The sequence below is a fragment of the Actinobacillus delphinicola genome (assembly GCF_900638385.1).
Classification (GTDB): domain Bacteria; phylum Pseudomonadota; class Gammaproteobacteria; order Enterobacterales; family Pasteurellaceae; genus Actinobacillus_C; species Actinobacillus_C delphinicola.
The window spans coordinates 1,192,360-1,214,991 of sequence record NZ_LR134510.1; the positions used below are offsets into that span (position 1 = coordinate 1,192,360).

The following is a 22,632-nucleotide window of genomic DNA, read 5'->3' on the forward strand; positions in this document are numbered from 1 at the left end:
TTAAATCTAAAAAAGAAAAAACCGCACTCGGAGAGTGCGGCAAAGAAGTTTATTCTTCGTCTGCTAATTCACTCATAGCAACGATACTAAAGCCACCGTCAACATGGATAACTTCACCAGAGATTCCGCTCGCTAATGGAGAGCATAAGAAAGCGGCGGTATTACCAACATCTTCGATTGTTACTGTACGGCGGATAGGGGTTGTTTTTTCGCAGGCTGCAAGCATTTTTTTGAAATTTTTAATACCTGATGCAGCAAGAGTGCGGATTGGACCCGCTGAAATTGCATTAACACGTACGCCATCTTTTCCCATTGCTTGTGCCATGAAACGTGTATTTGCTTCAAGAGAGGCTTTAGCAAGACCCATAGTATTATAGTTAGGGATAGCACGTTCTGCACCAAGGTAAGTTAAAGTCACTAAGCCTGCACCTTCGTTTAACATAGGGCGAGCAGCTTTTGCCATAGCAACAAAGCTATAAGAACTGATGTCATGAGCGATACGGAAACCTTCACGATTTACAGCATCAACGTAATCTCCATCTAATTGATCTGCTGGCGCATAAGCAATAGAGTGGACGAAACCGTCAAATTTTTCCCATTTTTTACCAAGTTCGTTGAAACATTCAGTAATGCTAGCATCATCAGCCACATCACATGGAATGACAATGTCTGAGCCAAATTCAGCTGCTAATTTTTCAACACGAGGTTTTAATTTTTCATTTTGGTAAGTGAATGCAAGTTCAGCACCTTCACGGTGCATTGCTTGTGCAATACCGTAAGCGATAGAGCGATTACTTGCGACACCAGCGATTAAGATACGTTTGTTTACTAAAAATCCCATAAAGAATCCTATTAGTCATTAAAAAATGATCAATAGTATAAGGTAATTTTTATAGAAAACCAATTCACAAGGTAACATGAGATTATTTTTGTTGAAAAATATTTAAACAGCCTAAGGAAAAATTTTATTTTTTATTTATTCATTTAAGAAAAATGGTTGTCTAATTAGGTAAAAATACAGGAGTTAAAAATTGTTGAGAATATTATCAAATCGCCAAAAATCGTGATGTTTTGGTTGAAAAAGAGAGGAATAATTGAGAAAATCTAACTCATTTTTTTAAGCGATCTTTTACAGCCGTTTTTGACGGTTGTTTGTGTTTTTATAAGATCATTCTTTTCAAATTTTATGACATTTTAAGATAAGAGTTATGGCAGAAAAGCGTAATATTTTTCTAATTGGTCCTATGGGTGCGGGGAAAAGCACTATTGGTCGCCAACTCGCTCAAATTCTTGGTATGAATTTTGTAGATTCTGATACTGAGATTGAAACTCGTGCGGGGGCAGATATCAGCTGGATCTTTGATATTGAAGGTGAAGAGGGTTTTCGTAAACGTGAAGAGCGCGTTTTAAATGAATTAACTCAGCTACAAGGCACCGTAATTTCTACTGGTGGTGGAGCGATTTTATCAAAAGAAAATCGTAAACATTTGTCAGCACGTGGAATTGTTATTTACTTAGAAACAACCATCGATAAACAAGTAGAACGTACACAACGTGATAAAAAACGCCCATTATTACAAGGCGAAGAAGATACTAGAGCAATTTTGGAAGATCTTGCAAAAGAACGTAATCCACTTTATGAAGAAATTGCAGATATTACTTTAACGACTGATGAGCAAAGTGCAAAAGTCATGGCAAATCAGATCGTGGATCTTATTGATAATTTTCAAGATTAATAGAGGTTCTTAAGATAATGTTGTGCGTGGACGTTTTACATTCTGATGGACAGTATCCCATTTATATTGGTAATAATTTACTAAGCGATGGCACATTATTTCCTGTAAAAGCAGGTGATAAGGTGATGATTGTTACCAATGAAACGGTTGCACAATATTATTTAGAGACACTTCGTCAGACCTTAAATGATTTGGGATGTGAAACCAATGTTTGTTTTATCGGCGATGGTGAAGCTTATAAAAATTTAGAAACGCTCAATCACATTTATACAACATTGTTAGAGAAAAATTATGGTCGAGATTGTATGCTCATTGCATTAGGTGGTGGTGTTGTTGGTGATGTGTGTGGGCTTGCAGCCGCGACTTATCAACGTGGTGTTCGCTTTATCCAGGTTCCGACAACGCTTCTTGCTCAAGTCGATTCTTCTGTTGGTGGAAAAACAGCAGTGAATCACCCATTGGGAAAAAATATGATAGGAGCATTTTATCCACCTCAGGCGGTCATTATTGATCTTAATACGTTAAAAACATTACCATCGCGAGAAGTTTCCGCAGGACTTGCAGAGGTCATCAAATACGGTGTTGCACTGGATAAAGACTTTTTTGCGTGGCTTTCTCAGAATATAACTCATTTAAATCAATTAGATCTTGAAACATTGGCGTATGCAGTTTCTCGTTGTTGTCAGTTAAAAGCGCATATTGTTATGCAAGATGAAAGAGAAACTGGACAACGTGCATTATTAAATTTTGGACATACCTTTGGGCATGCTATCGAAACCGAAATGGGATATGGCAAATGGTTACATGGTGAAGCAGTTGCAGTGGGTATGTATATTGCCACCAAGCTTTCTGCTAAGCTCAAACAAAAAGAAGATAATAAAATTGTTTTATCAGAAATCGATGTTACAGCTTTATGTAATCTTTTAAAACAGGCTGGCTTACCTACGGGTATCCCTAAAAATATGCCAGTAGAACAATTTTTTGTTCATATGCAACACGATAAAAAAGTTATGCATGGACAAATACGACTTGTCCTATTGCGTTCACTTGGAAAAAGCTATGTAGATAGTGATATTCCTAAAACAGATATTGAGCAGGTTTTACAAACCTGTTATCACTGATACTTGCTTTTATTATGAAAATATCGAGCTTAATTACTATGCCAAATCATCGTGCTTTTTTAAAATGGGCAGGCGGAAAGGGTCGTCTTATGCATGAAATTAATCAAGTTTTACCAACGGATAAAACTTGTTTAATTGAACCTTTTGTCGGTGCAGGCTCGGTTTTTCTTAACACTAATTTTGAACATTATCTTTTATTTGATATTAATCCCGATTTAATTGATCTGTTTAATTTAGTAAAGCGTGATGTTGAAACATATATCCGCTATGCTAAAAGATATTTTGAACATCCTAAAAGTAATAGTGAAGCTTTTTACTATCATCAGAGAAATAAATTTAATCAATCAAAACATCCTTTTGAGCGTGCGGTTTTGTTCTTGTATCTCAATCGTTTTGGCTATAATGGATTGTGTCGCTATAACTTGCGTAATGAATTTAATGTCCCTTTCGGACGTTTTAAAAGTATTTATTTCCCCGAGAAAGAGTTGCGATATTTCGCAAAAAAAGCTCAAAAAGCAGAATTTAGATGTGCAGATTTTACCGAAGCATTTCAATATGCAGATGATGATTGCGTAATTTATTGTGATCCTCCTTACGCACCATTAGATCAGACGACGAATTTTACAGGCTATGCGGGAAATAAATTTACCTTAGAGCATCAGGAAACTTTGGCAGAAATTTCTCGAACTACCGCTAAACAGCTGGATATTCCCGTTATTATTTCAAATCATGATACGCCGTTTACACGTAAGATTTATCATGATGCCTATATTAAAGAATTGCGTGTACAACGTTTTATTAGTCAGAACGCCGAACAACGGTTATGTGTTAAAGAATTATTTGCAATTTTTTAGAGAAAATAGCACACGCCCCAATTTTCAAAAAAATTTATGAAAATTGGGGCGTGTTTTTTTAATTTAGATAACAAAAAAGGCTAAACCTAAGTTTAGCCTTTTCCACACTTGGGTAATAAATAAATTATTTACCAAGACGTTCTTTGATACGTGCAGCTTTACCAGAACGTTCACGTAAGTAGTAAAGTTTAGCTTGACGTACCGCACCTTTACGTTTAACGCTGATGCTATCGATCACTGGAGAGTGAGTTTGGAATACACGTTCAACGCCAACACCGTTAGAAGTTTTACGTAAAGTGAATGCACTGTGTAAACCACGGTTACGGATAGCGATAACAACACCTTCAAATGCTTGAAGACGACGTTTGTTACCTTCAACAACCCATACTTTAACTTCTAAAGTGTCACCTGGACGGAAGCTAGGTACGTTTTGTTTTAATTGTTCTTGTTCGATTTGTTTAATGATGTTACTCATAATGTTTACCTTTTAATTCCTAGAATTAACTGATTGTGATTGACTGTGTTTAGCTTTAATTTGCTTTAACAGTTTTTGTTGTTCGTCAGTCAGAGCTAGGCCTTCTAAGAGCTCAGGGCGACGTAACCATGTTCTTTCAAGCGATTGCATTAACCGCCATTTACGAATTTCTTCATGATTACCCGACATCAATACAGGTGGAACAGCCAGATCTTCTAAGATTTCAGGACGTGTATAATGAGGACAATCTAAAAGACCTTGAGCAAAAGAATCTTCTTCTGCGGAGGCCATTTTCCCCAATACGTTAGGAATAAACCGTGCAACGCTATCAATTAATACCATTGCAGGTAATTCACCACCCGTCAATACATAATCACCAATAGACCACTCTTCATCGATTTCTGTTTCAATTACACGTTCGTCAATGCCTTCATAACGACCACAAACTAAAATAAGATTCTTAGTTTTCGCTAAAGACTCAACACCCGCTTGATCCAATTTACGACCTTGAGGGGAAAGATAAATGACTTTCACATCATCTGGTGAATCTGGATTACATTTTGATAGTGCTACTTTTTTTGCTGCATGAATTGCATCACGCAACGGTTGCACCATCATAAGCATACCTGGACCTCCGCCATAAGGGCGGTCATCGACAGTTTTATGCTTATCAAATGTGAAATCACGAGGATTCCAACATTCAATTTCAAGTAAATCGTGCTTAACTGCACGACCTGTTACCCCGTATTCTGATACAGCTTTAAACATTTCAGGGAAAAGACTAATAACCCCAATCCACATAAAAATTCCTTGTGTTTAATGTTCGACGCAAAGCCGTTCAGTTTACCTTAGGTTAGAAACCAGCGTCCCAGTCTACGTCAATAGTCTTCGTACTGAGATCGACTCTTTTAACTACATTGTCAAACAAAAACGGAATTAACCGTTCTTGTTTTCCGAAAGCATCTTTGCTGTTGGCTTTTACAACTAATACATCATTAGAGCCAGTTTCCATTAATTCAGAAACTTTACCTAAATTATAACCTTGTAGATTAACCACTTGGCAGCCGATTAAATCGTGCCAGTAGTAGTCGCCATCTTCAAGTTCAGGGAATACTTCAAGGTTTACCCCAATTTCTGCATTAGTTAACGCTTGTGCACTTTCACGATCATCAAAGCCTTTAATTTTAGCAATGAATTCATGATTGTGATGTTTAAAGCTTTCTAATTCAACAGGTTGCCATTGACCTTTAATTTTTAAAAACCAAGGCTGGTAATCAAAGATACTTTCAGCTTGTTCTGTGGATGAATAAACGCGAAGCCAGCCGCGGATACCATAAGTAGCGCCGAGTTTACCGACAACTTCGATTTGTTGTTGCTGTTCCATTTTATTCACCTTTTATCTTTCGTAATTAAGCAGCTTTACGTGCTTCTTTTACTAAGTTAGCAACACGGTCAGATAAAGTTGCACCTTTTTCCATCCATGCATCAACACGTTCTAGGTTTACACGAAGACGTTCTGCTTTACCTTGTGCTAATGGGTTGAAAAAACCAACACGTTCAATGAAACGACCATCGCGTGGGCAACGGCTGTCAGCTACTACGATTTGATAAAATGGGCGTTTTTTAGCGCCACCACGAGATAAACGAATGGTTACCATAACCTTCCTCTAATAATTTAAAAATAAAAAGAAACCCACAAAACAACGTGTGGGATTGCTTACTTTTTTCTCTGTATATATAGACAAAAAGCGAAGGAATTATACGTAAATTAATAAAAATTGCAAGAAATACGGCAAGAAGTTTGCTAAAATTCGCTCCCTTTAAAAGGATCATTCAGATGGAGTTTAGGAATGAAAAAATTACTGGTTATTAGAAATGATAAGCTTGGTGACTTTATGTTAATTCTACCCGCATTAGCCTTGCTCAAAAAAGCTATGCCAGAATTAGAAATTACAGCATTAGTGCCAGAATATACGGCACCAATGGCGAAAATTTGTCCTTATATTGATAAAATCATCTTGGATGTTCCTTCTGAAGATAAAAAAGCAGTTAAAGCACTCATCACTGAAATACGTGAGCAGCAATTTGATGCTACGATTAATTTTTATGCGAGTTTACATAATGCTAAAATCTGTTTTTTAAGTCGTATTAAAAAACGTTTTGCGCCAGCAACGAAAATTTTTCAACTTCTATATAACTATCGTATTAAACAACGTCGTTCACATTCTATTAAACCAGAATATGAATACAATTTAGATTTAGCACGTGCTTTTCTGCAAGAAGAAGGAATTGATGCATCGCAAATAGAAGTGCATGCGCCTTATCTTTTCTTGAATCCAGAAAGAATTGAGCAGCAACGCAATAAATTAATTGCACTAAGTCAACGGATTTTAAAATTGGATAAGAAGTGGATTTTTGTCCATTGTGGCTCAGGCGGAAGTGCGACAAATTTAACTTTACAGCAATATGCCGACATTATTCATGCATTATTGGAAAAATTTGACGCACAAGTACTATTAACGGCGGGACCAGGTGAACTTGAAAGAGTAGAGCGACTTGAAAAACTCATTCATGAGCCTCAACATGTTGTTGTATATGAAAGTCATGATGGTTTGGTTGATTTTACATATTCTTTGGCGTGTGCCGATTTGTTTATTAGTGGCTCGACTGGGCCGTTACATATCAGTAGTGCGTTAAATGTTCCAACCATTGCTTTTTATCCTGCAAGACGCTCTGCGACTGCCTTACGCTGGCAAACAGTTAATGATGAACGCCTAAGTTTTTCAGCACCAGCTGGAAAGCATACAGAAATGGATTTAAGTTTAATTTCGATAGATGAGATTTTTCCTGAAATTATGTCTTTTGTAGAAAAACAATTTTGTCGAAAATATGACTAATTTTTTATATTCGTTGCTTGTATTTTTAAGATAAAGGCGTATTATAGCCATCCATACGTTTAAACATCCAAATAAAAAAGGAATGAGAGAATATGTCAAGTTATTTATTTACTTCTGAATCAGTGTCAGAAGGGCATCCAGATAAAATTGCCGATCAAATTTCAGACGCTGTTCTTGATGAAATTTTAAAACAAGATCCGAAAGCTCGTGTGGCTTGTGAAACTTATGTAAAAACAGGTATGGCGCTCGTGGGTGGCGAAATCACTACATCCGCATGGGTTGATGTAGAAAACCTGGCTCGTCAAGTTATCTGCGATATTGGTTACACCAGTTCAGATATGGGCTTTGATGGCAATTCATGTGCGGTATTAAATGTAATTGGTAAACAATCATCAGATATCAACCAAGGTGTTGACCGTGAAACTCCGCTAGAACAAGGTGCAGGTGACCAAGGTATTATGTTCGGTTATGCAACAAACGAAACCGATGTATTTATGCCAGCAGCAATTACTTATGCGCACCGTTTGATGGAACGCCAAGCAGAAGTGCGTAAAAATGGTACATTACCTTGGTTACGTCCAGATGCGAAAAGCCAAGTTACGTTAAAATATGAAGATGGTAAAGCAGTAGGAATCGACGCAGTTGTACTTTCAACTCAACACGCAGATAGTGTTGACCAAAAAATGCTTCACGAAGCGGTAATGGATGAAATCATCAAACCTGTACTTCCTGCAGAATTATTATCAAAAGATACCAAATTCTTTATCAACCCAACAGGTCGTTTCGTAATCGGTGGTCCTATGGGTGATTGCGGTTTAACGGGTCGTAAAATTATCGTCGATACTTACGGCGGTGCTGCACGTCACGGTGGTGGTGCATTCTCTGGTAAAGATCCATCAAAAGTTGACCGTAGTGCAGCTTATGCAGCACGTTACGTCGCAAAACATATCGTTGCGGCAGGTCTTGCGGATCGTTGTGAAATTCAACTTTCTTACGCAATCGGTGTGGCTGAACCAACTTCTATCATGGTAGAAACCTTTGGTACAGCAAAAGTTGACGAAAGCTTATTAGTAAAACTTGTACGCGAAATCTTTGATCTTCGTCCGTACGGTTTAATTAAAATGTTAGACTTAATTCAACCAATCTACCGCGATACAGCGGCTTACGGTCACTTTGGTCGTGAGCAATTCCCTTGGGAAAAACTAGATCGCGTAGAAGAATTACGTTCTGCAGCAGGTTTAAAATAATCTTACAATGATTGAAAAAGGCAGGCTTTCCTGCCTTTTTTATTTTATAGGATGACGTATGAGAATTTTGGCAATACAAGTTTTACGGCGGGTTAAAGAATGTATGCAACTTGCTGAAACCTACTTTCAACGATCGTTTGTGATGCCTGATATTAATTATCGAGTGCGTGGTCAGAAAGCAGGTGTTGCTTATCTTGCCCAAAATGAGGTGCGATTTAATCCGATTTTATTGCAAGAAAATACTCAAGATTTCATTTATCAAGTTGTGCCACATGAAGTTGCTCATATTATTGCTTACCAACAATTTGGGCGTGTTAAACCGCATGGTGCGGAGTGGCAAAATATTATGCAAAATATTTTTGGCTTGCCCCCTGAGGTACGCCATCAATTTGATACAACGAACACCGTTAAACAACTTTTTACTTACCATTGCGGTTGTCAAATTCATCATTTAACCGTGCGCCGCCATAATAAAATCGTTCGAGATCGAATGCGCTATATTTGTAAAAAATGTGGCGGAACATTACGTAAAATTAACGAATAATCACGCCCCATTTTTCGCAAAAATTTATGCAGTTTTTATTTCTTCGACTCGGCTTATAACGATTCCTTTTGCTAAACGTGTTTGAATAATCTCGTTTTTTTGCACATCATTTGCTTCTTTAATCACGTGTTCTTTGCTGTTCAAGGTAATAGAATAGCCTCGACCAAGAATAGCCAGTGGGCTAAGCTGATTTAATTCTGCACAGAGTTTTGCAAAATGATATTTCTGGTGCTGGAATTGCCCTTGTACTTGTTGTTGTAAGCGTTGGGTGAGTGCTAAACAATATTGTTGATCTTTTTGTATTTTTAATGGTAATGGATTGTGCTGTAAACGTTGCTGTAAGGATTGCATCTGCGTTTGCTGTGTAGCTATGTATTTTTGCATAGCTGTCTGTAATGCGTAATTAAAAGCTTGGAAACGTTGCTGACGATCCGCTAAATGTTTTTGTGGGTGGCATTGTAAAAGACGCATTTTTAGCTGGTGGAGTTGATAAGTTTTTACCCCAAAGCAGCGATCCAATGCCATACCTAAGTGTTGGGTTGCATTTTGTAAACGATCTAACAAGGCTTGGCGATCACGGCTAACTAATTCGGCAGCGACGGACGGTGTTGCTGCACGCACGTCTGCAACGAAATCAGCGATCGTGACATCCACCTCATGCCCCACCGCACTGATAATCGGAAGTTGCGAACGATAAATTGCTTCGGCAACAACCTCTTCATTAAAGCACCAAAGATCTTCAAGCGATCCGCCTCCACGTCCGACAATAAGGACATCGACTTCTTGGCGGCGGTTAGCGAGATCTATCATTTCTGCAATATTTGCTGCCGCTTCTTTTCCTTGCACTAGACTTGGATAGATCACGACTTCTAAACTCGGATCACGACGGCGTAGCACCTTAAGAATATCGTGGAGGGCAGCACCTGTTGATGAGGTAACGATACCCACACGTTGGCAATTTTGCGGTAAAGATTTTTTTAGATGTGCGTCAAACCAACCACGTTCAGCCAGTTTTAATTTTAATGCCTCGAACTGCTGTTGTAACATCCCATCACCTGCAGGAAGCATTTGTTCTACGATAATTTGATAGTCACCTCGGGGTTCGTACAAACTGACTTTAGCACAGACGATAACTTGCATCCCGTTTTGAGGACGGAATGGGGTGCGGGAATTATATCCACGAAACATTGCACCACGGACTTGTGCCGCATTGTCTTTCAGAGAAAAATACCAGTGTCCAGAAACAGGCTGAGTGAAGTTGGAAATCTCACCGCTTAGCCAGACTTGGCGAAAATTGCCTTCAAGTTGTGCTTTTACTGCTGCGTTTAATTCTGAGATTGAATAAACTGGTGGACGAGATTGTTGCATAGTGCGTCCTTATTTTTAGCGTTACAATCGCATAAATTTTTACGAAAATTGTGGCGTTATTGAGCCATTTTTTGTGCTTGTTTTAAAAAACCTTGTGCGGTCTGATAATTCTCTGCTTTACCTTGTGCCATAAGGATTTTATCGGCTAACTCACGAAAAGCGCCACGACCACCACAGGTTTCTAATACAAGATCTGCTTGATTTTTTACATATGATAGGCCATCGGCAACTGCGATGCTTAAACCACACACTGCAAATGCAGGAAGATCGACACTGTCATCACCGATGTAGGCGGTTTCCTCTGGACGAACGCCTACCGCTTGCATAAGCTGATAACAAGCCGTTTCCTTTTCAAGTTTGCCTAATTGAAAATGTTGAATGCCTAAATCACTAATGCGTTTGCGTAAAACAGCAGAATCACGTCCAGAAAGAACCGCAACTTGTACGCCATTTTCCATTAGAAGACGGATCCCTAGGCCATCTTTGACATTGAAAATTTTAAGGATTTCACCTTCACTACTGTAAATTAATGAACCGTCTGTTAATACGCCATCAACATCCGTAATCACAAGTTTGATATTTTTTAATTTATTTTCAATATGTTGCATTTTATATCCTTAACTTGAAAATTCGACTAATCCGACAACTTGTTGATTTTCATCCACAACCACGAGGGAATGAATTTTATGTTTTTTCATAAAGTCTTCGGCTTGAGAAAGGTAACTTTCTGCCGAAATTGTTTTCGGCTGAGTAGTCATAAGTTCTTGAGCGGTTTTATTGAGAATATCTGCGCCTTTAGCGGTTAATGCACGGCGGATATCGCCGTCGGTAATGATGCCAAGTAATTTTTGATTTTCCATGACTAATGCCACACCCATGCGCCCTTCATTCATAATGCTTAGGCAATCTGTAAAGGTGGTGGAAGGTAAAGCAATCGGTAAGCGAGTTTGCATTTGATCTTTAACTCGACACAATAAACGGCGACCTAAACTGCCACCTGGATGGAATTTAGCAAAATCAAGCGGGCAGAAGTTGCGGGCTTTAATGAGGGCGACCGCAAGTGCATCACCTAATGCAAGTGTAACCAGTGCAGAAGTTGTCGGAGCGAGGTTATTCGGGCAGGCTTCACGCTCAACCGAAATATCAAGAATATAGTCTGCATGACGGGCAAGCGTAGAATGTGGATTTCCCGTTAAGGCAATGATTTTATTACCAAAACTTTTGAGGCTTGGAATGAGTTTATTGACATCATCTGTTTCGCCACTGTTTGAAATCAGCATGACGACATCAATGGGTTTGAGCATCCCTAAATCGCCATGAAATGCCTCTGTGGGATGAAGAAAAAAGCTCGGTGTTCCCGTAGAGGCAAAGGTTGCCACCATTTTTTTACCAATTAAGCCAGATTTTCCAATGCCACCAATGACTAAACGCCCTTGGCAACCTAAAATAAGATCGATAACTTGATTAAAATTATCATCAAGATGATCGCTTAAGCGGGTTAAGGCATTTTTTTCTATGGATAAGGTTTCTTGGGCAATCTTTAAATAATCCATCTTTTTTCCTCGTAATCACTTCAAATAGCACTATTCTACTTTAAAAGAGGAAAAAAGAGGAATTTTGCTAAATTGTCATTGAAAAAATACGCGTTTCAGGTTTATGGCGCATTAAACGCAAGTCGAAGGTCATGCAAATATTACGCACAAACATACGTCCTTTTTCGGTAATGTGTAGTTTGGTACCGTCATAGGTTAACAAAGCATCTTTTTCCATTTCTTGAAGTTGTTGGCGGATTTGACGTTGCATATCTTCCGATAAACCAACTGCAAGATCGGTTTCTAGATGGCACATTAAGTTTAGGATATGTTGACGCATAATCAGGTCTTCTGCCGTGAGCAAGTGACCTTTCATAATCGGTAATTGATTATTCTCAACACGTTGTGTGTAAGCTTTTAATGATTTTTCATTTTGTGCGAAGGCATACCAAGAATCACTGATAGAAGACATGCCTAGCCCAATCATTAATTGCGTTTTCCCTGCCGTATAGCCCATAAAATTACGGTGTAATTGATGATTTTCTAATGCTTGATAAAGGGTATCAGTCGGTAGGGCAAAGTGATCCATACCAATTTCAACATAACCATTGGCAAATAGCATTTCTTTACCTAATTCGTAAAAATGACGTTTTTCTACATCTTTCGGTAAATCATTTTCATCAAAGCCACGTTGCATAACACCTTTTACCCAAGGCACGTGCGCATAACTGTAATAAGCAATACGATCAGGACGTAGGGAAACCGTTTTTTCGATCGTATCACGGATACTAGACTCCGTTTGGAATGGTAAGCCAAAGATTAGATCGTGGCTAATAGAGGTGTAGCCAATTTCACGAGAAAGATCGTGGATCGCTTTAACTTGCTCAAAACTTTGAATGCGATGGATCGCTGTTTGTACAGTAGGATCGTAATCTTGAATCCCAAAACTATTGCGGCGTGCACCGAGATCGTACAGAGTTTGCACTTGTTCTGCCGACGTATGATTAGGGTGAGCTTCGTAGCTAAGCACAAAGTCTGGATGTTTAATACTATCTTTAAGCAATCCTTCAATCAGAAGACGTAAATTTTCTGCTGAGAAAAAAGTCGGCGTACCGCCCCCCAGATGAATTTCTTTAATTTGGGGTTTTTCAGAAAATAATTGACGATAAAGCGCCCATTCCTTTAATACTGTCTGAATATAAGGCAACTCTACATCATGTGTTTTGCTGATTTTCTTATGGCAAGCACAGAATGTACAAAGGCTAACACAAAACGGTAAGTGAATATAAAGGCTAATCCCTTCGGTTTGATTACTTTGCCGAAAAGATTGAGCGACACTGGCTTGCCAATCAATTAGTTGAATACCTGCAGGATTCCAAAAAGGAACCGTAGGGTAGCTTGTATAGCGTGGACCTGGAATATTGTATTTACGAATAAGCGCTTTATCCATTTTTCACCTCACGCCCTATTTTTCGGAATAATTTTTGACGGCCTCAACAAAGGCATGCACATTCTCAAGTGGTATGTTAGGTAAGATACCATGACCGAGGTTGGCGATATATTTATCTTTACCAAACTGGTCGATCATTTCTGTTACCATTTTGGTGATCGTTGCTGGCGAAGAAAGTAAGCGTGCTGGATCAAAATTCCCTTGTAAGGTAATTTTATTATGTGTTAACTGACGAGCTAATTGTGGGCGCACAGTCCAGTCGATACCAAGAGCGGCAGCAGGAGAGTTTGCCATTTCATCCAATGCAAACCAACAGCCTTTTGCAAAAGCGATTACAGGGGCTTCATCTTTTAATGCATTGATGATCTGTAGAATATATTGCCAAGAGAAAGTTTGATAGTCATCAGGACTTAACATGCCACCCCAAGAATCAAAAATTTGCAGGGCATTTACACCTGCTTTTACTTTGGCTCGTAAGTAAGCGATTGTGGTATCGGTAATTTTTTGTAAAAGTTGATGCGCTAATTGCGGGTGTGTAAAGCAAAATGCTTTAGCTTGATCAAAGGTTTTTGAGCCTTGACCTTGCACGCAATAGCATAAAATTGTCCACGGTGATCCCGCAAAGCCGATGAGCGGCACTTCATCATTTAATAATTCTTTTGTCGCTTTAACTGCATCCATCACGTAGCCGAGGCTATCATTAATATCAGGAATGATTACGTTATCAATGTCTTGTTGGGTACGTATCGGATTTGGTAACCACGGACCGATGCCCGCTTTCATTTCGACATCAATATTCATTGCTTGTGGAACAACGAGAATATCAGAAAACAGAATGGCAGCGTCCATACCGAAACGGCGAATAGGTTGCACAGTTAATTCACTCGCTAATTCTGGGATACGACAACGAGTGAAGAAATCATATTTAGCTTTAATTGCTTGAAATTCTGGTAAATAACGCCCAGCTTGACGCATCATCCACACTGGTGGACGTGGAACAGATTTGCCTTCAAGGGCATCAAGAAATAAGCGATTTTTAATCATAATAAATCCCAAAAAAGTATTCGTTAATATTAGCTATTTGCTACCTGTTGTAAGGCATAATCAATGGCGGTAGCCACTTTTTGTAAATCTTCTTGAGTCATAGCACTGCTTAAGAACCAAGATTCAAATTGTGATGGTGGCAAGAACACACCTTTTTCCATCATTGCCCAGAAGAAAGTTTTGAATTTTTGCGTATCCGCTTGTTGAGCCGTTTTAAAATTCGTCACTTTTTCTGCGGTGAAGAATGGGGTAAGCATTGAACCAAAACGGTTAACTTGAATATCTACACCATGTTTTTTCGCTGCTTGATAGAACGTTTCTTCAAGGAATGCGGCATTTTTTTCAAATTGGGCGTAAGGATTTTGTTTTTTCAATTCTTTGAGGGTCGCTAAGCCAGCGCTCATTGACATAGGGTTGCCAGACAGAGTACCCGCTTGATACATATCGCCAAGTGGCGAAACTTTTTGCATAATTTCGTCACGCGCACCGTATGCACCCACAGGGAAACCACCACCAATAATTTTACCGAAAGTAGTGATATCTGCTTTTAAACCGATAAGATCTTGCGCACCACCAAATTTAGAGCGGAAACCCGTCATCACTTCATCAACAATGATTAAAATATTATTTTCACGCGCGAGTTTTTGAATCCCTTCAATAAAGGCTGGTTCAGGTAAAACCACGCCCATATTTCCTGCGATAGGCTCAATGATCATTGCAGCAATATCATTTGGAAAGGCTTCAACCAATGCTTTAACGCTTTCTAAATTGTTGTATTCAGCAATAATGGTATTCTTAACCGCATCCGCTGGCACGCCCTTGCTATCTGGTAAGCTGAATGTGGCGACACCAGAACCTGCTGCCACTAAAAGTGAATCTGCATGACCATGGTAGCAACCAGAGAATTTAATGATTTTATCTTTGCCTGTGTAAGCACGTGCTAGACGCAATGCACTGAATACTGCCTCAGTACCTGAGTTCACAAAACGGACTTTATCCATATGCGGGAAAGCATCACAAACGATTTCTGCAAGTTGAATTTCAAGCTCGGTAGTTGCACCAAAGGCGTAGCCCACTTTTAAGGTTTCTTCAAGCGCACTTTCAACTGCTGGCGCACGATGTCCGAGGATCATTGGACCATAAGCTTGGACGAAATCGATATATTCATTGCCATCAACATCGTAAATTTTGCTACCAAGCCCTTTTTCAATAAAAATAGGGGAGCCGCCTACGGATTTAAACGCACGCACAGGTGAGTTTACACCACCGACAAGATGTTGTTGGGCTTTAGCATAGAGTTCTGCAGATTTTGTTGTTTTCATAATAATTCCTGAATAATTAATGCTGTTGTTGAAGGCAAATTGCCGCTTCTTTTGCAAAATAAGTAATGATGATATTAGCGCCTGCACGTTTCATTGAAAGTAAACTTTCCATCATGACACGGGTGCCATCAATCCAGCCTTTTTCAGCAGCTGCTTTGACCATTGCGTATTCACCACTGACGTTGTAGCAAGCGATTGGAACTGGGAACTGATTTTTAACATCACGGATAATATCCAAATAACTCAACGCAGGTTTTACCATTAAGATATCGGCTTGTTCTTCAAAATCTAACATCGCTTCACGCATTGCTTCATCACGATTTGCAGGATCCATTTGATAAGTGCGACGATCCCCAAAAGTTGGAGTTGAATCTGCCGCATCACGGAATGGACCGTAAAATGCAGAGGCGTATTTCACGGCATAGGACATAATTGGTAAATTAGGAAAGCCTGCATCATCTAATGCCTGGCGGATAGTGGCAATCATACCATCCATCATGCCAGATGGTGCCACCATATCAACGCCCGCTTTTGCGTGAGAAACGACTTGTTTAGCAATATTAGCCAAGGTCGCATCATTATCAACATCGTGATCGCAGATAGGACCGCAATGACCATGATCTGTGTATTCGCAGAAACATACGTCGGTAATTACATAAAGTTGTGGATAATGTTGTTTAATGAAACGGACGGCTTGTTGCATAATGCCATCATCTTGCCAACTACTTGAACCTTCGCTGTCTTTATGTTTTGGAATACCGAAAAGCATAATTGCAGGGATGTTCAAAGCGACCACTTCATCAAGTTCTTTACTCACCGTATCTAATGACCAGCGTTTGATGCCCGGCATAGAAGGAATTTCAGCCTCAATATTTTCCCCTTCTTCAATAAAAATTGGATATACAAAATCATCAACAGAAAGTTGAGTCTCACGAACAAGGCGACGAATGTTAGTATTTTTGCGTAAGCGACGAGTGCGTTGGAAATTCATTATCGTATTCCTCTTATAATTGTTTCATTAAGCTTTGTTGGGCCTCTGCGATCACGTCTTCAATACGTGGTGAGCGAGCAACATGGACTTTTTCAAAATATTTTTTAGCGGTTTGTGCAGTACTTTCACCGATACAAAACGCCAGTTTATTTGTGTTATTTTGCTGAATAAAACTTTCTACCGCTGAAGGGCTAAAGAATAAAACAGCATCGATCTCATCTTGCACTTTAGTTGGGCAAAGATGCGTTTGGTAAACTTCAATTTCTTGTAATTCAATCTCTTTATCAGCAAATTGGCGAGCAATATGACCTAGGCGTTTATTGCCACAAAAATAAGTGACTTTTTGACCTTTGAGTAAAGGAATAATCGCTTCTGCTAATGCCTGAGAAGAGGGGGCGGTCGTTGTCACTTTCCCAAATTTTTCTTCTACTAATTTTGTCGTTTCTTCCCCGACACAATATAAATTTTCAAATCGGAGTTGATCAGCAGAGAAATTCTCCAATAAAGCTTGAACTGCATTTTTACTGGTAAAGATAACGTGTGGCTGAATAGTTTTAATCACTTCAGGCGCTAGTGTATTTGTTTCAGTTTTAATGAAAGGTTGGCAACTTACTTCAAACTCATCTGAAAAGAGGGCGCATTGAGCAGGTGTTAAGACTTTGGTAGAAAGCACTTTCACCTTAAACGTTCTGCCGTCCATTTGCATAATTTGTTTACCACCTTGTGCGATAACTTCATCAGCACAACTTTTAGCAATGCTATTTGCCTCAGTAACAGCAACATGGCGATGAACCTCAATTTTCTTGGTCCCGTCTTGGCTTAATAAAATTCCTGTAAAATTGATAGATTGATTATCTTTATCTAATTGAGCCAGCGCGCCGATAGGAGCACTACAACCCCCTTCAAGAAGGTTTAAGAAATCGCGTTCAATGCGGGAACAAATTTCAGTTTCTTTATGATTGATTTTTTCACACGCCGCCAAAATCGGTAAATTTTCTGCCATTGCGGTAATCATAATGACGCCTTGGGCAGGAGCAGGAACCATCCAATCTAAATCTAAACTATTTTCTGGACGTAAATTAATTCGTTCTAAACCTGCTGCCGCAAAGATAGCACCGTTCCAGTCATTGGTAGCGAGTTTATTTAAGCGGGTTTGCACATTACCACGTAAACTTTCAACGTGATGGTGGGGATAGCGGTTTAGCCATTGTGCTTTACGGCGTAAGCTACTGGTTGCTACAATACCGTGCGTGGCATTAAGAAAATCTAAGTTATCTTTATAAACTAAAATATCATGGAAATTAGCTCGCTCTAAAACGGCAGCTTGCACGATACCTTTAGGGAGGATTGTCGGCACATCTTTCATAGAATGTACAGCGATATCAATTTCGCCACGTAACATTGCAATGTCTAGATGACGTGTAAAGACGCCAGTGATGCCTAATTCATATAACGGTTTATCTAAAATCACGTCCCCTGTGGCTTTTAGCGGCACGAGCTCAGTTTTATAACCTAATTGATTTAATTTATTTTGAACCTGAATCGCTTGCCACAATGCAAGTTGGCTATCACGAGTGCCAATTCTAATGGTGTTCATACTGGTTAGACTCCGTTAAATTAAAAATATCCTGAATAAGTTGTGTGCTACTATCAATTGATGTATTTGGATCTTTTAAGTAGGTGACAAACTGATTGAGAATTTTTTGAATAATACGTCCAGAAAGTACATTTGCCTGCTCAGGATTGAAGTTCTCAATATTGCGAGCTGCGCCTGCAATTTCCTTTTGTTGAATATCCGTAAATGCTTGCTTGAGTGCTTGAATAGTTGGAGAAAGTTTACGCTGAGCAACCCAATCTAAAAATTCTTGTTGATAGTTGTCGATTATTTTTTCGACAAGTGGAATTTTTGCTTGACGATTTTCAATAGTCGCATCAGTTACTTTAGAAAGTGCATCAACATTCATCACCGTTACATTTGAAAAGTTTTTAATTTCGGGAGCAACGTTTTCAGGAATTGAAAGATCTAAGATAGTAAGAGATCTTTCTGGAGAAATGAGATCTGGCGTAATGGTTGGTTTATCAGCACCTGTTGATACGATTAAGATATCATTTGCCTGAATTGCGTTTACGAGATGGCTTTCTTCATGCACGATAAGGTTTGGTAATTCTTCTTGGAACTTTAATGCGGTTGCGTGTGTGCGATTGATTAAAGATATTTGACTATCGGTATGGGTAAGTAAATGCTTACACGTATTTTTACCAATTTTACCTAATCCATAAAGTAGGATATTTTTTTCAGAAGTATTTTCAATATTGTCTAACAGATATTTCACGGCAGCATAGGCAACCGAAGTTGTTCCCATGCTAAACTGGGTACAGGATTTCACTTCTTTGCTAGCTTGAAGAACGGTATTGAATAAACGATCAAGATATACGTTTACCGTTCCCATATCGCGGGCTTGTTGAAAGGCAAGTTTTAACTGACCAGCGATTTCGTGATCACCTAAAATTTGACTATTTAAACCAGACGCTGTACGGAAAAGATGATTAATTGCCTGCGTATCTTTATGGATGATAGCAACTTCCGAAAATACATCCATGGATCCTTGGCAGTGCTTTAATAAAAGATTAATAAGCTCATAGGGATGATGTGCAAAGCCCATGATCTCGGTACGATTACAGGTGGAAAGTACGAAAAGTGCGTTCAAGCCCAGTGATTTTGCTTCTTTTAAAAGTGCCTCTTGCGCTGCATTATTTAAGCTAAAACGCCCTCTAATATTAGTATTAGCTTTTTCATAGCTAATTCCAACATTATAAAGTGCAAGGGTTTTTGCTGGCGTTGGTTGCATAGTCAAATATCCTTTTACAGTAAAGTAAATGTCTAAAAATAAGGGGAATAAAATAGCACCAAAGTAATTTCATATCAAACTATTTCTAATGTTAATATATCAGAAAATAAGATTGTTTTTGTAATTAAATTGATAGGGCTTTATTTTGAAAAAAGTACTGGATATAGCGTTATAAACGAGTGATATAGAAATTAATCGTTTTGTAAAATATCGCTAATCTGTTAAATTTTTTCTAGTTTTTTAAAATAAAGTTGGATATACTGCCGAGAAGAGTTGGTTAGACAATCGCTGGTTTATTGAAGTCCTTAATTGTTTTTAACAAACAAGTGAGACAAATAAACGAGAGGAAAGTCCGAGCTACACAGGGCAGAGTGCCAGATAACGTCTGGGGGGCGTGAGCCCACGACCAGTGCAACAGAGAGCAGACCGCCTTCTTTTGAAGGTAAGGGTGAAAGGGTGCGGTAAGAGCGCACCGTGCCACAGGTAACTGATGGCAGCATGGTAAACTCCACTCGTAGCAAGACCAAATAGGTTCGCAATTGCTGGCCCGGCAAGCGAACGGGTAGGTTGCTTGAGCGTTAGTGTGAATTAACGCCTAGAGGAATGATTGTCCACGACAGAACTCGGCTTATCGACCAACTCGCATTTCTACTTATCTCATCATGTTCAATCATCGATATATTGCCTATGTGCAGGGAGAAACGAAAAATGAACAGTGCTTTAATTTTTGTTGTCGGAATCCTTTCAATCTTAGCCGGTATTTTTGCTTTCTTTGATCCTTTAGCAGCAACTATTTCTGCTGAACAACTTGCAGCATGGCTATTCTTATTCGTCGGGTTTATGGAAGTTTTTTCTGCCATTCGAGTAAAACATGTAAAAGGCATTTTTTGGACATTAGTATCCAGTGCCATCATTGCCTTGCTGATCGGTGGTTTTTTACTTTTTTGGCCAGTCCAAGGTATTTATACGTTAACTATCGCATTGGCGGTACTTTTCCTTGTCAGCGGTATTGTTAAACTTGCTTATTCATTTATGTTACGTGGTGAAAATTATTTCTGGATGCATGTCATCTCAGGTTTAATTTCAATTGCACTTGCAGCCTTAATTTTTGGTTATTTCCCAGAATCTGCTGCATCTATCCTAGGTATTCTCCTCTCAGTAGAACTACTTTTCAGTGGTGCATCTTTAGTTATGGTTAGCTTATTTTTCAAAAAACAAGAAAAATTGGCAGAATAACAGAATATCTTTTTTAGACAGAAATGAAAAAGCAGTCACATTATGAAGTGACTGTTTTTTTTATATATAAATTGAATAAAAAATGATCTAACTCAAATAAAAGATTAAATTGAGATCATAGAATGCTTAAAAAGTACGCTTTACATTTAAGGAGCATTCTATGAAAAAGCAAATTCTCGCCACCCTTGCATTATCATTAGTTTCTAGTAGTGCATTCGCCATCCATTCTGCGGGTGATTTTTTCGTCCGTGGCGGTCCTATTCTCGTCGTACCAAATACGGATACAACTGATCAAGGTAGCAATAATGTAATGCCATATGACTTCGATGTCAGTTCTAATGCTCAACTGGGGTTAACAGGCACTTACATGGCGACAGATCATATTGGTATTGAACTTTTAGCTGCAACACCATTTAGCCATGAAATTAAATTGGCACAGTTAGGTGATAAAACGATTGCAAAAACCAAACAACTTCCACCAACACTCTCCGCACAATGGTATTTCCTAGATGCTGATTCTCCTGCGCGTCCTTATGTTGGCGTTGGGTTGAACTATACAAAATTCTTTGATGAAAAAGAAAAGCTTGCTGGCTTAACTGATTTGCATCTCAAACAGTCCTGGGGACCTGCTGTGAATGCTGGGTTGGATATAGGTATAACAGATAATTTATTCTTTAATACTTCTATTTGGTATGCTCGAATTAAATCAAAAGCGACATTTAAGTTAGCAGGGCAAGATCAAAAAGCAGATGTTAAACTTAATCCAATGATTTTCTTCATGGGTGTGGGTTATCGCTTTTAATCTAGACGTATTTCTTCAACAATTTTCGCCACCTATGTGGCGATTTTTTTATATAAAGCGTCATTTTTATTCGCTTTTATAAAAAAATCCTGTATAATCGCAAAACCCTGTTGATGAGCGGATTCCCACCGCTCATTATTTTTTGTTATGAAACACTCGAAGGGGTGTGGTGATGACATTGGTTGTGTTTGAAATTCAAACACTGGGTTTAAAATAAAAATTATTGGTATTTATTAATGAAAACTTTTGTAGCAAAACCAGAGACAGTAAAACGTGACTGGTACGTAGTAGATGCATCAGGTAAAACTCTTGGTCGTCTAGCAACTGAAATTGCGCGTCGTTTACGCGGTAAACATAAAGCAGAATACACACCACACGTTGACACTGGTGATTACATTGTTGTTATCAACGCTGAAAAAGTTGTGGTAACAGGTAAAAAAGCCACTGATAAATTATATTACTGGCACACTGGTTATGTTGGTGGAATCAAACAAGCGACTTTCACTGAAATGCTTCAACGCCGTCCTGAATCTGTGATTGAAATTGCGGTAAAAGGTATGTTGCCAAAAGGTCCATTAGGCCGTGCAATGTATCGTAAAATGAAAGTGTATGCGGGTGACAAACATGAACACGCAGCACAACAACCACAAGTTTTAGATATTTAATCACGAGGTAATAAAAATGGCAGAGAATCAATACTACGGCACAGGTCGCCGCAAAAGCTCTTCAGCTCGTGTATTCGTTAAAGCGGGCAGTGGTAAAATGACAATCAACGGCCGTTCATTAGATGTTTACTTCGGTCGTGATACAGCTCGTATGGTAGTAATGCAACCATTAGAGTTAGTTGAATTAGCAGATAAATTAGACTTATACATCACTGTAACTGGTGGTGGTATTTCTGGTCAAGCAGGTGCGATCCGTTTAGGTATCACACGTGCATTAATGGAATACGATGAAACTCTACGCCCTGCATTACGTGCAGCTGGCTTCGTTACCCGTGATGCTCGTCACGTTGAACGTAAAAAAGTGGGTTTACGCAAAGCACGTCGTCGTCCACAATTCTCAAAACGTTAATTTCGACGTCAATTTATCAGAAAATTGCAAGCCATTTGGCTTGCAATTTTTTTTGTCAAAAAAATACGCCCCGATTTTCGATAAATTTTA

General features: G+C 38.9%; 24 protein-coding genes and 1 other RNA gene. 11 read left to right on the forward strand and 14 right to left on the reverse strand.

Translation table 11 applies throughout. The annotated features are described in order from the left end of the window. Positions 1-49: 49 nt before the first annotated feature. Positions 50-841, reverse strand: a complete 792-nt coding sequence (gene fabI / locus EL259_RS05565) for an enoyl-ACP reductase FabI (RefSeq protein WP_126599759.1) — start codon at positions 839-841, stop codon at positions 50-52. A 367-nt stretch (positions 842-1,208) separates the two neighbouring features. Between fabI and aroK the strand changes: the two genes are divergently transcribed. From aroK to EL259_RS05580, 3 genes are read left to right on the forward strand one after another with little or no spacing between them, the layout of a single operon-like run. After that, positions 1,209-1,736: a shikimate kinase AroK gene (gene aroK, locus EL259_RS05570; RefSeq protein WP_126599761.1), complete on the forward strand. Its 528-nt coding sequence runs from the start codon at positions 1,209-1,211 to the stop codon at positions 1,734-1,736. A 17-nt stretch (positions 1,737-1,753) separates the two neighbouring features. Then, positions 1,754-2,857: a 3-dehydroquinate synthase gene (gene aroB, locus EL259_RS05575; RefSeq protein ID WP_126599762.1), complete on the forward strand. Its 1,104-nt coding sequence runs from the start codon at positions 1,754-1,756 to the stop codon at positions 2,855-2,857. A gap of 38 nt (positions 2,858-2,895) precedes the next feature. After that, on the forward strand, positions 2,896-3,711 hold the full coding sequence (locus EL259_RS05580; protein ID WP_232019020.1) for a Dam family site-specific DNA-(adenine-N6)-methyltransferase: 816 nt from the start codon (positions 2,896-2,898) through the stop codon (positions 3,709-3,711). Positions 3,712-3,835: 124 nt separating this feature from the next. Here EL259_RS05580 and rplS read toward each other — a convergent pair whose 3' ends face one another. The 4 genes from rplS to rpsP are packed head-to-tail and all read right to left on the reverse strand — an operon-like array spanning position 3,836 to position 5,844. Continuing rightward, the gene (gene rplS / locus EL259_RS05585) at positions 3,836-4,186 is read right to left on the reverse strand and encodes a 50S ribosomal protein L19 (RefSeq protein WP_126599766.1); all 351 of its coding nucleotides are present in this window, start codon (positions 4,184-4,186) and stop codon (positions 3,836-3,838) included. Between the two features lie 12 nt (positions 4,187-4,198). Further along, positions 4,199-4,987, reverse strand: coding sequence for a tRNA (guanosine(37)-N1)-methyltransferase TrmD (trmD, locus tag EL259_RS05590; RefSeq protein WP_126599768.1), 789 nt, complete (start codon positions 4,985-4,987; stop codon positions 4,199-4,201). 52 nt (positions 4,988-5,039) lie between these two features. Continuing rightward, on the reverse strand, positions 5,040-5,570 hold the full coding sequence (gene rimM / locus EL259_RS05595; RefSeq protein ID WP_126599770.1) for a ribosome maturation factor RimM: 531 nt from the start codon (positions 5,568-5,570) through the stop codon (positions 5,040-5,042). 25 nt (positions 5,571-5,595) lie between these two features. Continuing rightward, entirely contained in the window at positions 5,596-5,844 is a 249-nt protein-coding gene (gene rpsP / locus EL259_RS05600; protein WP_126599772.1) for a 30S ribosomal protein S16, read from the reverse strand. Between the two features lie 192 nt (positions 5,845-6,036). Between rpsP and EL259_RS05605 the strand changes: the two genes are divergently transcribed. The 3 genes from EL259_RS05605 (at position 6,037) to EL259_RS05615 (ending at position 8,874) form a co-directional block, all read left to right on the forward strand. Next, complete coding sequence (locus tag EL259_RS05605) at positions 6,037-7,083, forward strand: glycosyltransferase family 9 protein (RefSeq protein ID WP_126599774.1); 1,047 nt, start codon at positions 6,037-6,039, stop codon at positions 7,081-7,083. A gap of 92 nt (positions 7,084-7,175) precedes the next feature. Then, the gene (metK, locus tag EL259_RS05610) at positions 7,176-8,330 is read left to right on the forward strand and encodes a methionine adenosyltransferase (RefSeq protein ID WP_126599775.1); all 1,155 of its coding nucleotides are present in this window, start codon (positions 7,176-7,178) and stop codon (positions 8,328-8,330) included. 58 nt (positions 8,331-8,388) lie between these two features. After that, positions 8,389-8,874 (forward strand): SprT family zinc-dependent metalloprotease, encoded by a 486-nt coding sequence (locus EL259_RS05615; protein WP_126599777.1) that lies wholly within the window; start codon positions 8,389-8,391, stop codon positions 8,872-8,874. A gap of 24 nt (positions 8,875-8,898) precedes the next feature. Here EL259_RS05615 and xseA read toward each other — a convergent pair whose 3' ends face one another. The 9 genes from xseA to hemA all read right to left on the reverse strand — a co-directional run bounded on the left by xseA (position 8,899) and on the right by hemA (position 19,430). Beyond that, entirely contained in the window at positions 8,899-10,242 is a 1,344-nt protein-coding gene (gene xseA / locus EL259_RS05620) for an exodeoxyribonuclease VII large subunit (protein ID WP_126599779.1), read from the reverse strand. A gap of 56 nt (positions 10,243-10,298) precedes the next feature. Next, complete coding sequence (locus EL259_RS05625) at positions 10,299-10,850, reverse strand: KdsC family phosphatase (protein WP_126599781.1); 552 nt, start codon at positions 10,848-10,850, stop codon at positions 10,299-10,301. Positions 10,851-10,859: 9 nt separating this feature from the next. Beyond that, positions 10,860-11,795, reverse strand: a complete 936-nt coding sequence (locus EL259_RS05630; RefSeq protein ID WP_126599783.1) for a KpsF/GutQ family sugar isomerase — start codon at positions 11,793-11,795, stop codon at positions 10,860-10,862. Positions 11,796-11,862: 67 nt separating this feature from the next. Then, positions 11,863-13,224, reverse strand: coding sequence for an oxygen-independent coproporphyrinogen III oxidase (gene hemN, locus EL259_RS05635; protein ID WP_126599785.1), 1,362 nt, complete (start codon positions 13,222-13,224; stop codon positions 11,863-11,865). A gap of 15 nt (positions 13,225-13,239) precedes the next feature. Further along, positions 13,240-14,268: a uroporphyrinogen decarboxylase gene (hemE, locus tag EL259_RS05640; protein WP_126599795.1), complete on the reverse strand. Its 1,029-nt coding sequence runs from the start codon at positions 14,266-14,268 to the stop codon at positions 13,240-13,242. A gap of 29 nt (positions 14,269-14,297) precedes the next feature. Then, on the reverse strand, positions 14,298-15,590 hold the full coding sequence (hemL, locus tag EL259_RS05645; RefSeq protein ID WP_126599797.1) for a glutamate-1-semialdehyde 2,1-aminomutase: 1,293 nt from the start codon (positions 15,588-15,590) through the stop codon (positions 14,298-14,300). Between the two features lie 16 nt (positions 15,591-15,606). Next, entirely contained in the window at positions 15,607-16,581 is a 975-nt protein-coding gene (gene hemB, locus EL259_RS05650) for a porphobilinogen synthase (RefSeq protein ID WP_126599799.1), read from the reverse strand. Positions 16,582-16,594: 13 nt separating this feature from the next. Further along, positions 16,595-18,178, reverse strand: coding sequence for a hydroxymethylbilane synthase (gene hemC, locus EL259_RS05655; RefSeq protein WP_126599801.1), 1,584 nt, complete (start codon positions 18,176-18,178; stop codon positions 16,595-16,597). Continuing rightward, positions 18,165-19,430: a glutamyl-tRNA reductase gene (gene hemA / locus EL259_RS05660; RefSeq protein ID WP_126599803.1), complete on the reverse strand. Its 1,266-nt coding sequence runs from the start codon at positions 19,428-19,430 to the stop codon at positions 18,165-18,167. Before hemA ends, hemC begins: the two co-directional genes overlap by 14 nt. Positions 19,431-19,699: 269 nt before the next feature. Between hemA and rnpB the strand changes: the two genes are divergently transcribed. The 5 genes from rnpB to rpsI all read left to right on the forward strand — a co-directional run bounded on the left by rnpB (position 19,700) and on the right by rpsI (position 22,542). Next, an RNA gene (gene rnpB / locus EL259_RS05665) (RNase P RNA component class A) lies at positions 19,700-20,077 on the forward strand. A gap of 61 nt (positions 20,078-20,138) precedes the next feature. Continuing rightward, positions 20,139-20,666 carry an HdeD family acid-resistance protein gene (locus tag EL259_RS05670; RefSeq protein WP_172594224.1) on the forward strand — a complete coding sequence of 176 codons (528 nt, stop codon included), beginning with the start codon at positions 20,139-20,141 and terminating at the stop codon, positions 20,664-20,666. Positions 20,667-20,826: 160 nt separating this feature from the next. Beyond that, positions 20,827-21,468, forward strand: a complete 642-nt coding sequence (locus EL259_RS05675) for an OmpW family outer membrane protein (RefSeq protein WP_126599807.1) — start codon at positions 20,827-20,829, stop codon at positions 21,466-21,468. A gap of 236 nt (positions 21,469-21,704) precedes the next feature. Beyond that, on the forward strand, positions 21,705-22,133 hold the full coding sequence (gene rplM, locus EL259_RS05680) for a 50S ribosomal protein L13 (RefSeq protein WP_126599809.1): 429 nt from the start codon (positions 21,705-21,707) through the stop codon (positions 22,131-22,133). A gap of 16 nt (positions 22,134-22,149) precedes the next feature. Further along, positions 22,150-22,542, forward strand: coding sequence for a 30S ribosomal protein S9 (gene rpsI / locus EL259_RS05685; protein WP_126599811.1), 393 nt, complete (start codon positions 22,150-22,152; stop codon positions 22,540-22,542). The last annotated feature ends 90 nt before the right edge of the window (positions 22,543-22,632 follow it).